Origin of the sequence: Rurimicrobium arvi, assembly GCF_039540495.1 — a bacterium.
Classification (GTDB): Bacteria; Bacteroidota; Bacteroidia; order Chitinophagales; family Chitinophagaceae; genus Rurimicrobium; species Rurimicrobium arvi.
Window position 1 is genome coordinate 564,960 of record NZ_BAABEZ010000022.1, and the last position, 13,476, is coordinate 578,435.

A 13,476-nucleotide genomic window follows, 5' to 3' on the forward strand; every position below is an offset into this window, starting at 1 on the left:
TTTTTTGCACCGATCACTTCTGCTTCACCGCGCCAAATAAAAATGGCTGCGGATACATTCCGCAGCCATTGTGTTCCAGATTTCAGTAACGCTACTGATGTTCCTTCAGGATTCTGAATACCCTGCGTTCTTTGCCATCGTCGGTATAAAGATAAAGCAGGTACACTCCCTCGTTCAGCAGATGCATATCTATCTCGGACGCATGCTCGCGGGTGATCAGTATACGCCCGGTTATATCGGCAATTGCGGCATTCAGCTGCACAGACGAACGGATCATCAGCTTATCCGAAACCGGATTCGGATAAACAACAGGATTACCTGTCATATTGAAATCTTCCACCGACAAGCCATCGCACAACGTATCCGAAGTAGACATACAACCATTTGCATCCGTCACTCTCACCGAATAGCACCCCTTCATAGTAATATCGTAATGAAAGGCTGTAGCTCCCGGGATGTCCACACCATTGCGTATCCACTGGTAAAACTTATACGCTTTGGTAGTCGTTAAACGGTCGCCCGTCCGCATAATAACCGGCTTGTCCACGATAAAAGGTGCAATCGTAACGATGAGGGTGTCGGCATCCACGCAGCCCGATCCGCTGCGGATAGCTCGATAGGTAATGGTATCTTTGCCCACACTGATATTATTCGAAACACCGGTACGGAACGCAAGTGTGGGATCCGCATCCCAGGTCCAGTCGCTGCTGCCCGGCAGACCAATCGTCGCTGTCAGGATCGTTCCGGGACAGGCTCCCACCGTGTCGCGGCTTTTATAGCTCTTACCCATAATATTCCAGGATGGACGGAAAGTGGTTCCGGATGTACCGGAAACAACACCCGGGGAATCGGCGTTATACACAAAGTACAGGGAAGTGCTTTCCCCTGCACGAAGCGAATCGATCTTAAAGACCAATCCCATACCCAGGTCATTGTACACATAATCACCGGCAGTATAGTAATAATGCGAGGCGCCTCCTATACCCTGATAAATCGTATCGGGACTGGTAAAAGGAAGTAAAGCATCAAAAATAATAAACGCTTTTGCACGGCAATCTACGGTGAACATATTCATCTGTCCGCGAGATCCGGTATCGGCAGTTTCCTGAACCCATGCCAATCCCTTACCGGAAGGGGGTTGCTGCTTGATTCTGTTATGCGAAATCAACTCCTTTCCTGTAAATGGGTAACGCGGATCTGGAAAGTCTATTTCGGTAACGCGCATGTAATAGATATCTTTAAGTGTTACAGATCCTGTGTTACGGATGCGAACCTGCGTCTGTATCGTAAAGCTGTCGGCAGGTAATGTATAATCCTGCTCGAGCAACAGATCCCCCAGCGTTGCACGCCATTTGCCGACTATGCCGGAACCGCTGGCTTTAAAATAATAGTTTTCCCCTTTAATGGCACCCGGTGTGATGGTGGAATCCGAGGCATCAGGATGGCACACCGTACTCCCGACCTGAAGGTACCATTCTTCTACAGGAGCTCCACAACGGAACCAATCACCAAAGTAAGGCGGATTACCCACTGTCCAGCCATCTCTATCCAGGTCGATCACCCAACCCAATCCGCCATCATAAGAGGACTGATACCCTGCGGGAGGGGTTGCTGCGGTATATAACCGGCCATTGCCCGAAATGCTTGTCTGCACATAATTGCCCATCATATAGCAATTGCCTGATACTATCTGAGCACTGCTTACGGCACTCTGCATCATACAGCAGCAAAACAGCGTAAAAAGTAGTGTTCTGTTCATGATAATAAGCGGTGTTACGTGTTCATTTTAAAAAACATAAGTAACAATATACAAATATACCTTCAGAGGCGGCAATTTTCACGTACGATTATGCCGGTGTACATGGTACGGCATATGGTTTTGCTTATTTTTGCGGCATGCAGGTTTCCATTAAATCCGCTGCCAGACAATTCCTGCTGGCGTTCCGGCTTCTTTCGTCGAAAGACCCGCTGCGTCTGGCGGGCGCAACCGCTTTCTTCGCAACATTCGCATTACCGTTTATCCTCATTATCCTGGTGCAGGTATTGAGTCTTGTAATAAACCGGAAGACGATAAGCCATGAATTTTTCACCCGGATGTCGGCAATTCTGGGACAAAAAGGAATGTCGCAACTGGTAACGACAGTGCGCGGCTTTCGCGGTCTGGTGAATACGCCGCTGGAAATGATATTGGGATCTCTGTTTATGATCTTTGTCGCCACCACCCTGTTCCGCGTAATTAAAAATTCGATGAATGAATTATGGCTGATCCGGCTGAAACCGGGACAACGGTTTACAAGTTCGCTTACAAGCCGTTTCCATTCGTTGATACTGATATTGCTGACGGGCGTTCTGTTCGTTGCGGGCGGACTTCTGGAGAGCCTTCAGCTCCTATTCGGGCGCAACATTGATGAGCTTATACCCGGTACGGGTATTGTATTCACAGGCTTTGTATCGTTCCTGATATCGGTAAGCGTAACCACCATATGGTTTGGCGTATTACTGTTCTATGTGCCGGACGGACGGCCGGAGCGTAAACCGGGCATAACGGGCGCCATTCTGACGGCATTACTGTTTGCACTGGGCAAATGGATTTTAAAAGTACTGCTGGTCAACAGCAATATCGACCGGGTATTCGGTGCGGCAGGCTCTTTTGTGCTTGTGTTGCTGTTTGTCTTCTATTCTTCCATGATCCTGTATTTCGGGGCAGCTTTCACGAAAGTGTGGAGCGACTTTACAGGCAGACCTATCAGACCGGCCAACAAGGCAGTATCCTACACTATTCAGGATCATCACGATGAAGAATCCTGACAGAGCAGACTGCATTATTTACCCATCAGCAGCAGATCGATCTTTCCTGCCAGCAACAGGTCTTTTTCGGTAAGTGCCTGTTCGGCGTGGTTGGTCAGGCGGATATGCACTTTGTTATACGAATTCTTCCAGTCAGGATGATGATCCGCACATTCGGCCAGCATGGCTACACGCGTCATAAAGGCAAATGCTTCGCTGAAATTCTGAAATTTAAATTCGCGTTCGATTCCTTCATTGCTGTATTCCCAATCGGGTAATAAAAGGCTTACTTCTGCGGCAGAGTATCGTTTCATTAAGAGGTTGTTTTCTGTATGATTGGTCGTTCAAAAGTACAGCGCTTTTATCAATAAAAGGGTAAAAAGAAAAAGCCGGTAAACAATCATGTTCACCGGCTTTTTGTAAAAGAGAAAATAATTAAGCGATCTCAACTTCAGCACCAGCTTCAGTCAGTTTAGCTTTGATATCTTCAGCTTCAGCTTTGCTTACGCCTTCTTTCAGAGCTTTAGGAGCGCCGTCAACGAGTTCTTTCGCTTCTTTCAGACCCAGACCAGTCAGGTCTTTAACTACTTTTACAACGTTCAGTTTAGATGCACCTGCATTTTTCAGGATTACATCAAAAGCAGTTTTTTCTTCAGCTGCTGCACCTGCACCTGCGCCGCCACCTGCTGCTACTACCACAGCTGCTGCTGCTGGTTCGATTCCGTAATCAGCTTTCAGTACGTCTGCCAGTTCCTGAACGTCTTTTACAGTCAGGTTAACCAGTTGTTCTGCTAATGCTTTAATGTCTGCCATTGTTATAATGTTTTAATGTTTGTTTCGAAATGATTTTTAAAATATAGTTGAGCTTGGAAGCCAGATTAAGGGCAAATGCAGATTATTCTGCACTTGCGGTTTCTCCTTGTTTTTCTGCGTTATGCAGCAATGCTGCGATTACGCGGCGTGCAGGAGATTGCAGCAAACCGATAACTTCTCCGATGAGTTCGTTTTTGGTTTTGATGTTCTTCAGGTTGTCCAGTTGGTCGTTGCCCATGAAGATATCTTCGCCGATAAACGCAGCTTTCAGGAGTGGTTTCTCGTTTTTCTCTTCGCTACGGAAAGAGCTGATGATTACAGCAGGTTCTTTCGGAGAGTCGGAGAACATCAGAGCGGTTACACCGTGCAGTGCATCATAGATACCTGCATATTTCTCATCGTTCAGAGACTGCATAGCCTTTTTGATGAGGGTGTTTTTAGCTACTTTCATTTCCACGTTCTTCTCAAAGCAAACGCGACGCAGCTTGCTCACCTGAGCTACACTCAGAGATTCGGTGTTGGTGATATAAAAGTTACTGTATTGAGAAAACTTTTCTTTCAACAGTTCAATTGCTTCTGTTTTTTGAGCAGTTGTCATTGCTTTAAATTTTTTGTTGTTTAGGAATAATTGAAACGACCGCGGCTTAGACTACAGATTTTGTATCTACCGGTACACCGGGGCTCATGGTTGTAGCCAGGCTCACAGCTTTCAGGTAAGTTCCTTTAGCGGTTGCAGGTTTCATTTTCACGAGCGTGTTGATCAATTCCTGGATATTTTCTGCAAGTTTAGCAGGCTCAAAAGAGATACGACCTACAGAAGCGTGGATGATACCAGCTTTGTCTACTTTAAACGCGATTTTACCACCTTTAACGTCTGTTACTGCATTAGCAACATCGTTGGTAACGGTACCGGTTTTAGGGTTAGGCATCAGGTTACGGGGACCCAGTACTTTACCCAGTTTACCGATTTTAGGCATTACGGAAGGAGTGGCAATGATTACATCCACATCAGTCCATCCGCTTTCAATTTTCTGAACGAACTCATCCAGACCCACGAAGTCTGCACCAGCAGCTTTTGCTTCGTTTTCTTTATCAGGAGTACACAGAACCAATACGCGTTTTGTTTTACCTGTTCCGTGAGGAAGGGAAACTGTTCCGCGCAATGCCTGGTCAGCTTTCTTAGGATCTACACCCAGACGGATGTGAACATCAACAGAACTGTCGAATTTGGTGCAGTTCAGATCTTTTACCAAAGTGCTAGCTTCAGTAAGAGAGTAGAACTTGTTTTTATCTACTTTCGCCTCTACGGCTTTTCTTTTTTTAGTGATTGCCATTGTTACAATGTTTTTAAGATAAGGAATACCGTTCAGGATTAAGCGTTAGCCCAGGGAGCTGCACCTTCAACTGTGAGACCCATACTGCGCGCAGTACCAGCCACCATTTTCATAGCGCTTTCCAGGGTGAAACAGTTAAGATCCGGCATTTTGTCTTTAGCGATTTCCTCTACTTGTGCCCATGTAACTTTACCAACTTTCTGACGGTTGGATTCTTTGGAACCTTTGGAGATTTTTGACAATTCCATCAGCTGAACAGCTGCAGGAGGAGTTTTGATTACAAAATCAAATGATTTGTCTGCATATACAGTGATCAGAACAGGAAGTACTTTCCCGATTTTGTCCTGTGTGCGCGCATTAAATTGCTTGCAGAACTCCATAATGTTCACCCCTTTGGAACCCAGTGCTGGACCGATTGGAGGTGCCGGATTTGCTTGGCCGCCTTTACATTGCAGCTTCACATAGCCTGTAATTTCTTTTGCCATGTTTCTTTCTTTTTTGGTGTTAACGAATTGTATAAAACAAATCTCCCAAATGCAAACTTATAATAAGAGCAATCTTGAGAATTGGAGCGCAAAAGTAAGGGGAATTTTTCAATTCCCCTAAAAATATTTATTTTTTTTACTCTATGGCTCCTCGTGGAATTCCAGAAGATAGTCTTTGTAGGTCTTCGATAGCAGCGACACGCCGGCAGGCGAAATATCTATATTACCATTTTCTTTTAGAATCCCGACTCCGATGCGGAACCATACATCCAAATCCCCGCAATCGGTATATAAGGGTGTTCCCACAATTTTAGCTTTCAGGTTGTTATACACATGGATCACCGAATCATAAGTATGACCGTTCAGCACCAGTACATCCGAGACGCTCTTCACCTCGCTCTCTATCAGCATATCCACATTCACACCTTCTATCTTGCGGCGCTCTGTATTATCCCACGATTGCCCTACATAAGCTCCTTCTTTGAGGATCACATAAGTAATATAATTCTTCTGTTTACCGTCCAGGTCGATCAGCGAAATATACTTTCCGGAGTTCTTACCGAAGAATTCCGGTATCTGCTCCCTGAGGCGCGATGTAGTGTCTATCCGGAAGTAATACTTATACAGGATCGCGTCTTTCGAAGTATCCTTATCTGTGGCATATCTGTAAAACACCGATCCGTCGTCTGCATTGTACAGCCACCAGGAACCTGATTTTGTCGACATAATATCGAAGGTCTGGTTGTTGTTCGGGTCCAGATTCTGATTCTCACCGTTCTTCTTCGTACAGGAACTGAGCAGTCCCGCCGACAGAAAAAGGCCACACACAGCAAAACGGATATTCATGATGTTCGGATTTACCTTAAAATTACGACTTTAGCCTGAAGCTTTTGCGCTCCGTTTTCCGCAGGGACATAATTAACGAAATACATTCCGTTTGTCAGTCCCGACGCATCGAGTTCCGTATTGGGCTGGTTTACAGGACGGCTGTACACTACCCTTCCGGTATAATCGCATACGGAAAGCGTACCGTTTACAGCGCCGGTCAGATCCAGCGAAACAGAAATGCGCGCATTGGCCGGATTAGGATAAACGGACATCGTTCCGCTTGTCGCCCCGCTCATCAGTTCTTTTATTGCAGTAGGCACCCCTACGCGGAAATACTGATCGAATCCGCAACCGAAATCGCCGCCGTAATAGCCGCCAACCGCCTGTGTGGTGAACGGTGTGGGTTTGATACGGAAAAATCCGGATCCGGCAGAAGGATTTGCCCAGAAACTGAGTCCGTCGCATCCTGCGTCACTTACATTCAGCTTATAAACACCGGTACCTAATCTTACGGTATCATTATACAAAGTATTGGGAGCAGCACCCGTACGCGAAGCGACAACTACATTGCTCGCCATATCCGTGATCTGCCAGGAGGTTTCGCTGGTAGCGCCTACCGTTGAGGCATTTGTCTGGAAGTTTACAACAAAATAAGTCGGCCACTCCGGGGCAGGAGTAAAGGTATTGGTGAAGCGGTTGTTCGTCGCATCTCCATCCGCTCCGCCGTTTACACTCAGGATATTTACTTCGTAAGGAAGCGTGGTTCCGGTTGCAGACAACAATGAGTTTACAAAAGGAAGGTCAATTACCGTATCCTGTTGGGCAGCCAGGCTGCCAGTCCATGTATAAGTACGCAAAGGTGAGCCGGTCACTCCATATTCGAATGTTACGGAACTGATGGCCGTACTGCCGGAGTTACGCAGTTTGATCGTTGTATACCCGGTACGGACGTTCGCACGGAAATGGTTCGGATCGTCAGACGGAGCAATGATATCTTCCAGAGAAGCATCAAGCGTCTTATTCATCGGGCCGTAGAAGATAGCGGTTGCATAGGTGGTGTAGGAAGCCGAACCGGAAGAGGAATACGGTTCAAAGTTGATCGCGAGATCGAAAGGACTCGTTCCTGCGGCTGCGATATCATGATAAATGGTATATACCTGCGCACCCGGACACCAGTTACCACGGTCGTACACCCAGGTGCCGCTTTGCGGATACAGGTTGTTGAAACCGCAATTATCACGCCAGATCTGCTTTTCCGCCAGCATAGTGCTGTTCTTCATCACACGATAATATTTGGAGCAGAATTCAGAGCAATAATTAGGATCTGCGCCATGGCCGGTAACATTGAACGCCAGGCGTGCCTTATCGGTACCGGCAGGAGGGTTCAGTGTTTTGGACGGGAAGTGATTATCGATCGGGTCGGTGGTGCTGCCGTAGGCAAAGCTTCCCGCCCACAGTTTTTGCACAGCCAGTACATTACGTTCCGGTGTACCCTCGATCATCGCAAAGCGGATATCGGCTGTAAAGCCTCCCGAGTAGCCGGAATACAATATGCGGATGGTATTGGAATCGACGAGTGCAGGCGCAAAATCGGTGACGTCAAAGTAATAAGGCTGATTCCAGGTAACGGTAGACCCCATGCGGCTTCCCTTACCGTAAGGTGTGATCAGACGGCCCAGCTCCAGGGAGTCGCCGCGCTTATTCATCAGGAAAGTCTGTACGGTGTAATCCCAGTCGCTGCAATAGGTAGGCGTACCGGGACAAGCATATTTACCGAGCGTAAACACCATAATAATTTTACGGTATTTAGTCGTCCCGTCGGGGAATTTTACGGTTGTATCAAAATTGTTGTAGTAGTCCAGCCATTTGCCATAATGAGCCTGAACCCATGTTGTGTCTCCGGGAGCTGCCTTTGCAACCATGGAAAAGAATGCCAGCGCCGCTGCGCATAAAAGTTTTTTCATCGAAATTTAATTTTCTCTTGACTGATGGCGACAAATATAAGGAATTAACTATACCGCATCCGATTTCTTCATAATACGTTTCCTGTGGTTACTTCCCCATACACGCAGTTCATCCATCAGGCGTTTCAGCGTGTGTCCGTACTCAGTGAGGGCGTACTCCACCACCACCGGTGAAGAGTCATATACCGTGCGACTGATGAGCTCGTGCATTTCGAGCGCTTTCAGCTCCTGCGACAGCATCTTGGCAGTAATGCCGGTTATATCTCTTTGCAGATCTTTAAAGCGTTTTTCACCGTGCAGCAGCGAACCTATAATATGCAGTTTCCATTTTCCGTTGATCACCTCCAGTGCATCTTTTATCGGCAAAAGCGATTTGGTACACTCTTCTTTGGTTAAAATACCGGCTTGATCCATGTGTTTGATTGTTTAAAGGATAAAATTAGACTATTCAGTTTACTTACAGAAACCGGTATACTTTAGGAAAGGAGTATCAAATGGAAACCTATTTACTTAACTTCGCATCCTCAATCGTAAAACAATCTTCTACAATGAAAAAATTCTTTCTGATCTGCGGTACCGCTTTATTGACAGCTTCCGCTTCTTTTGCACAGACCTGGTCTCTGGATAAAGCTCACTCCAAACTCGGATTTTCCATCACACACATGAAAATCTCCGAAGTAGACGGACTGTTCAAAAACTTTGACGTGAAAGTAACCAGTGCCAAGCCTGACTTTACAGACGCGGTGATCGAGCTTACTGCCGACATCAACTCTGTGAACACAGACAACGATATGCGCGACAATCACATCAAAGGAGCAGATTATTTCGATGCAGCGAAATATCCAACGATGACTTTCAAAAGCACTTCTATCAAGAAAACAGGTGCTAAAACATATGCTGTTACCGGCAACCTGACCATGCACGGTGTTACCAAACCGGTTACCCTCAACGCTACCCTGAACGGTACAGGCGAAAACCCTATGAGCAAAAAAACAATGGCAGGATTTAAAGTAAGCGGTGTGATCAAACGTTCCGATTTCGGAGTGGGCGAAGAAAGCGCTATGCTGGGTAACGAAGTAACCCTGGATTCTAAACTGGAACTGGCTAAAGGTTAATACCAGCCATACCATATATTAATAAAGCCCGGAATATTCCGGGCTTTATTATTTTCAATAATGCGCTGCAACTTATTGTTTTGTAGCGTAAGTGTACGTAACTGTTTTCACCTGGTCGGAACCTTCTGTAGTCACATCTTCGTTGTGAAACTCCAGGTTACTTCCTGATACGGTGTACGTGGAAACAATAGGAATAGACAAAATTGTCATTGTGAGCTGGTTGCCGGAAACACTGTAAGTGCCGGAGAAAGAGAGACCGCCGCCGCTTATGTTAACCGTATTATCATCTTTAAACTGATAAACGGTTTCGGTGTTCAACGTAGTGTCATCAGACTCCTGTACACCATTACGGAAGGTTACCTCACGCTCCATAGTCTCTTTCCAGGAACCAACGAGTTCACTGTTCTTCTTGTCCTTCTTGCAGGATGTAGCAAACAATGCCACTGATGCAAACATAATTGCTGCTGTCTTTTTCATAGGGGAATTTAAAATTTTTGCAAAGGTACAGCTACATATGATAAAAAGAACGAAAATGCAGATAAAAATCGCGCCGGCACACGCTTTCAGCTCATTTTCAGCAAAAAACACTCTTTTATGGGACAGGGTATCATTTTAAGTACTCCATGGTCAGTTTATCCGGTAAATCATTACATTTGCCGACAATTTTCTTACCTAAGCAAAATACTTTTATGGCTACAACAGCAGATATGCGCAACGGCTTGATCCTGAAAATTGACGGGAGCCTTTATTCTGTAATCGAATTCGGACAAAACAAAACCGCTCGCGCGGCAGCTAAAGTTTGGGCTAAGCTCAAAGGTGTAGACAACACCCGCACTATCGAACAAACATGGAACTCTGGTGAAACGATCTACCCGGTTCGCGTGGAACGCCGCAACTTCCAGTTCCTGTATAAAGATGAAACCGGCTTCAATGTAATGGACAATGAGTCGTTTGAGCAGATCGTCATCGATGAAAAAATGATCGATCGTCCTGAACTGTTCAAAGACGGACAGGAGTGCTTCGTGCTCGTCAACACGGAAACAGAATTGCCGCTCACGATTGAGCTGCCGCCAAGCGTAACCATGGCTGTCACCTACACAGAACCGGGCATGAAAGGAGATACAGCTACCCGTACACTGAAAGCTGCAACAGTGGAAACAGGCGCAACCGTAATGGTACCGCTGTTCGTAAACGAAGGAGATGTGATCAAGATCGACACGAAAACAGGTTCCTACGTAGAGCGCGTAAAAGCCTGATATCCCCACCATCCGTTAATTGCCTTTTAAAAACAGAAAAACATTTCCAGATGGAATACAAACAAATACAAGAGCTGATCAAAACGATCAACAAATCCAATATCAGCGAACTCAGCATTAAAAACGGTGATTTCGAAATCACTATCAAACAGGAAGGTACCGCAGGTACTGCCCCCGTATATGTAGCACAGGCTGCTCCTGCCATGATGCAGGCTCCAATGGCTGCTCCTGTTGCCGCTCCGGCCCAGTCTGCTGCTCCGGCTGCACCATCCGCACCGGCTGCTGCTCCGGCAGGCAACGAAAACCTGCACACCATTAAATCTCCGATGATCGGAACTTTCTACCGCAGCCCATCGCCGGACAAGCCGTCTTTCGCCAACGTAGGCGACGAGATTAAGCCGGGTATGCCACTGTGCATCATCGAAGCGATGAAACTGTTCAATGAAATCGAATCCGAAGTAAGCGGTAAGATCGTGAAAGTACTCGTAGATGATGCTTCCCCGATCGAATACGATCAGCCGATGTTCCTCGTGGAAATGAACTAATCGTACCCCGTACACGGATTATTTACTGGTCTCAAAACAATCTTTAATGTTTAAGAAAATACTCATTGCCAACCGTGGGGAAATCGCCTTGCGCGTGATCCGTACCTGTCGTGAGATGGGGATCAAAACCGTAGCGGTCTACTCTACTGCCGACAAAGACAGTCTGCACGTAAAGTTTGCCGACGAAGCGGTTTGTATCGGAAAACCCGCCAGCGGTGAATCTTACCTGAACATACCGGCCATTATGGCTGCGGCAGAAATCACAAATGCCGATGGTATTCATCCCGGCTACGGATTTCTCGCCGAAAACGCCGACTTCGCGGAAATCTGCGGTAAATACGGCATCAAATTTATCGGTCCCACCCCCGAGATGATCCGCAAAATGGGCGATAAGATCACCGCCAAAGAAACAATGCTGGCCGCAGGCGTTCCCTGTGTTCCCGGTTCCGGCGGACTGCTCGAAAGCCTGGAACATGCACGGCAGCTCGCACCCGAAGTGGGCTACCCTGTAATCCTCAAAGCCACTGCCGGCGGCGGCGGAAAAGGTATGCGTGTGGTATGGAATGATTCCGAACTCGAAAAAGCATACAATACGGCCAAAGCAGAAGCTGCGGCTTCGTTCAAGAACGATGGTATCTATATGGAGAAGTTCGTGGAAGAACCGCGCCATATCGAGATACAGGTAGCCGGCGACCAATATGGTACCGTATGCCACATGAGTGAGCGCGACTGCTCTATCCAGCGCCGTCACCAGAAGCTCGTGGAGGAATCTCCCTCACCGTTCATGACTCCGGAGCTGCGTGCGAAAATGGGTGAAGCTGCCATCAAAGCCGCTTCGGCCATCAATTACGAAAGCGTGGGAACGATTGAGTTCCTGGTAGACAAATACCGCAACTTCTACTTCATGGAAATGAATACCCGTATCCAGGTAGAGCATTGCGTTACCGAAGAAGTAATCACCTTCGATCTGATCAAAGAACAGATCAAGATTGCAGCAGGTATCCCCATCAGCGGTAAAAACTACGAACCAACGATGCATGCCATCGAGTGCCGTATCAACGCCGAAGATCCGTACAACGACTTCCGTCCGAGTCCGGGACTCATCAAGGTGTTGCATACACCGGGCGGACATGGCGTGCGCGTAGATTCACACATTTATGCCGGATACAGCATCCCTCCTTATTACGACAGTATGATCGCCAAGATCATTGCCGTAGCGCAGACACGTGAGGAGGCGATCAGCACCATGGAGCGCGCCCTGAGCGAATATGTGATCGAGGGAATTAAAACAACCATTCCGTTCCATCAGCAATTGATGCGCAACGAAAAATTCAAAGCCGGTGACTTCACCACGAAGTTTACCGAGACTTTCGACCTGGAATAGAACTGCAATACCCCAATTGCGTAAAAACCACCCTGCACAGGGTGGTTTTTTATGGATAGAACATTGCGTCACATACCGGATTGCCCAGACCTTCCGGCCTTTGAAGGTCTTCAGATCTTACGAATCCGATCAAAACCGCGAGATTTTACATAAACCTCGCGGTTTTTACTTATTTTATGTTTACCTCGCTTTGATCAGCGCAATAGCCAAGTACTTAACTGTATCGTCGGAGCTGGTACTCTATCCTGCCTGAATACCGCTGCGTACGCCAATCACTGATAATCTGTGCCATGCAACAACCGATCAATTGCGTCAATGACCTACATTTGCCGCAAACCAACAAACCAATCGTATAAAATGAATTACAGTGCACTAAACGACGAAACCCTGCTGCTGACCTACCGGAAAGAAAAGACCAATACCATCATGAACGCCGTACTCATTGGCGTATCTCTTGGCATCGTGATCTTCGGAGCGGTGAAGAACGGCATTACCTTCTTTACCCTGTTCCCGCTTCTGTTCGTGTATCTGCTGACACGCAGCAGCAAAAACAAAAAGTTGCTCGAAGCGGAGCTGAAGGCAAGAAACCTGAGCTATAAATAAGCTTCTTAAACGATTAACAATCAAAATAAAGCCACTCCTCACAGGGTGGCTTTGCTGCATTTTCCCCGGCAAACCCGCCACCACCGGCGGGAAGCCTTCCGGAACAGCGGGTGGTCTATCGCCGTAAACGCTCCTCTATCCGGACTCCCTGTTCTTATTCAAGTCCGTCAAAACGCTGCATATCGGAGATTCTGATAACGATCTCCCCGGTTTGGTACAAAATATCAATCACGTGGCCGCTGCGAAATCCCTGATCGTATAGCCATTTACCGCCCAATTGAATCACCGGAAAGCATACATACCGGTGACCTTTACGGGCAAAGCTCTTGCTGCAGATAGTCATCTGTCTCAGTCTGGTTCTT

Annotated in this window: 17 protein-coding genes; 6 read left to right on the forward strand and 11 right to left on the reverse strand. The window is 46.9% G+C overall.

Going from position 1 to position 13,476, the window contains the following annotated elements; all coding sequences use genetic code 11:
• Positions 1 to 91: 91 nt before the first annotated feature.
• Positions 92 to 1,759, reverse strand: coding sequence for a T9SS type A sorting domain-containing protein (locus ABD846_RS09070; RefSeq protein WP_344825571.1), 1,668 nt, complete (start codon positions 1,757 to 1,759; stop codon positions 92 to 94).
• A gap of 137 nt (positions 1,760 to 1,896) precedes the next feature.
• Between ABD846_RS09070 and ABD846_RS09075 the strand changes: the two genes are divergently transcribed.
• Complete coding sequence (locus tag ABD846_RS09075; RefSeq protein ID WP_344825573.1) at positions 1,897 to 2,808, forward strand: YihY/virulence factor BrkB family protein; 912 nt, start codon at positions 1,897 to 1,899, stop codon at positions 2,806 to 2,808.
• 14 nt (positions 2,809 to 2,822) lie between these two features.
• Here the strand turns inward: ABD846_RS09075 and ABD846_RS09080 are convergent, their stop codons facing one another.
• From ABD846_RS09080 to ABD846_RS09115, 8 genes are all read right to left on the reverse strand, one after another.
• Complete coding sequence (locus tag ABD846_RS09080) at positions 2,823 to 3,101, reverse strand: 4a-hydroxytetrahydrobiopterin dehydratase (RefSeq protein WP_344825575.1); 279 nt, start codon at positions 3,099 to 3,101, stop codon at positions 2,823 to 2,825.
• Positions 3,102 to 3,222: 121 nt separating this feature from the next.
• Positions 3,223 to 3,600 carry a 50S ribosomal protein L7/L12 gene (gene rplL, locus ABD846_RS09085; RefSeq protein ID WP_344825577.1) on the reverse strand — a complete coding sequence of 126 codons (378 nt, stop codon included), beginning with the start codon at positions 3,598 to 3,600 and terminating at the stop codon, positions 3,223 to 3,225.
• 82 nt (positions 3,601 to 3,682) lie between these two features.
• The gene (gene rplJ / locus ABD846_RS09090; RefSeq protein WP_344825579.1) at positions 3,683 to 4,198 is read right to left on the reverse strand and encodes a 50S ribosomal protein L10; all 516 of its coding nucleotides are present in this window, start codon (positions 4,196 to 4,198) and stop codon (positions 3,683 to 3,685) included.
• A 46-nt stretch (positions 4,199 to 4,244) separates the two neighbouring features.
• Positions 4,245 to 4,934 (reverse strand): 50S ribosomal protein L1, encoded by a 690-nt coding sequence (gene rplA, locus ABD846_RS09095; protein WP_344825581.1) that lies wholly within the window; start codon positions 4,932 to 4,934, stop codon positions 4,245 to 4,247.
• Positions 4,935 to 4,972: 38 nt separating this feature from the next.
• Positions 4,973 to 5,419 (reverse strand): 50S ribosomal protein L11, encoded by a 447-nt coding sequence (gene rplK / locus ABD846_RS09100; protein ID WP_344825583.1) that lies wholly within the window; start codon positions 5,417 to 5,419, stop codon positions 4,973 to 4,975.
• Positions 5,420 to 5,560: 141 nt separating this feature from the next.
• Positions 5,561 to 6,265, reverse strand: a complete 705-nt coding sequence (locus tag ABD846_RS09105; protein WP_344825585.1) for a hypothetical protein — start codon at positions 6,263 to 6,265, stop codon at positions 5,561 to 5,563.
• Positions 6,266 to 6,276: 11 nt separating this feature from the next.
• Positions 6,277 to 8,211 carry a peptide-N-glycosidase F-related protein gene (locus ABD846_RS09110; RefSeq protein WP_344825587.1) on the reverse strand — a complete coding sequence of 645 codons (1,935 nt, stop codon included), beginning with the start codon at positions 8,209 to 8,211 and terminating at the stop codon, positions 6,277 to 6,279.
• Between the two features lie 48 nt (positions 8,212 to 8,259).
• The gene (locus ABD846_RS09115; RefSeq protein WP_344825599.1) at positions 8,260 to 8,625 is read right to left on the reverse strand and encodes a winged helix-turn-helix transcriptional regulator; all 366 of its coding nucleotides are present in this window, start codon (positions 8,623 to 8,625) and stop codon (positions 8,260 to 8,262) included.
• 134 nt (positions 8,626 to 8,759) lie between these two features.
• Here ABD846_RS09115 and ABD846_RS09120 point away from each other — a divergent pair, with 134 nt between their 5' ends.
• A complete protein-coding gene (locus ABD846_RS09120; protein WP_344825601.1) occupies positions 8,760 to 9,326 on the forward strand; it encodes a YceI family protein in 567 nt (188 codons plus the stop codon).
• Positions 9,327 to 9,398: 72 nt separating this feature from the next.
• On the opposite strand, the gene ABD846_RS09125 is transcribed toward ABD846_RS09120, so the two are convergent.
• Complete coding sequence (locus ABD846_RS09125; RefSeq protein WP_344825603.1) at positions 9,399 to 9,803, reverse strand: lipocalin family protein; 405 nt, start codon at positions 9,801 to 9,803, stop codon at positions 9,399 to 9,401.
• A 212-nt stretch (positions 9,804 to 10,015) separates the two neighbouring features.
• Here ABD846_RS09125 and efp point away from each other — a divergent pair, with 212 nt between their 5' ends.
• From efp to ABD846_RS09145, 4 genes are all read left to right on the forward strand, one after another.
• Positions 10,016 to 10,582, forward strand: coding sequence for an elongation factor P (efp, locus tag ABD846_RS09130; RefSeq protein WP_344825605.1), 567 nt, complete (start codon positions 10,016 to 10,018; stop codon positions 10,580 to 10,582).
• Positions 10,583 to 10,632: 50 nt separating this feature from the next.
• The gene (gene accB / locus ABD846_RS09135; RefSeq protein WP_344825607.1) at positions 10,633 to 11,127 is read left to right on the forward strand and encodes an acetyl-CoA carboxylase biotin carboxyl carrier protein; all 495 of its coding nucleotides are present in this window, start codon (positions 10,633 to 10,635) and stop codon (positions 11,125 to 11,127) included.
• A 46-nt stretch (positions 11,128 to 11,173) separates the two neighbouring features.
• Positions 11,174 to 12,511: an acetyl-CoA carboxylase biotin carboxylase subunit gene (gene accC / locus ABD846_RS09140; RefSeq protein ID WP_344825609.1), complete on the forward strand. Its 1,338-nt coding sequence runs from the start codon at positions 11,174 to 11,176 to the stop codon at positions 12,509 to 12,511.
• A 315-nt stretch (positions 12,512 to 12,826) separates the two neighbouring features.
• Positions 12,827 to 13,114 carry a hypothetical protein gene (locus ABD846_RS09145; RefSeq protein ID WP_344825611.1) on the forward strand — a complete coding sequence of 96 codons (288 nt, stop codon included), beginning with the start codon at positions 12,827 to 12,829 and terminating at the stop codon, positions 13,112 to 13,114.
• Positions 13,115 to 13,268: 154 nt separating this feature from the next.
• On the opposite strand, the gene ABD846_RS09150 is transcribed toward ABD846_RS09145, so the two are convergent.
• A complete protein-coding gene (locus ABD846_RS09150; RefSeq protein WP_344825613.1) occupies positions 13,269 to 13,457 on the reverse strand; it encodes a SymE family type I addiction module toxin in 189 nt (62 codons plus the stop codon).
• Between the last annotated feature and the right edge of the window lie 19 nt (positions 13,458 to 13,476).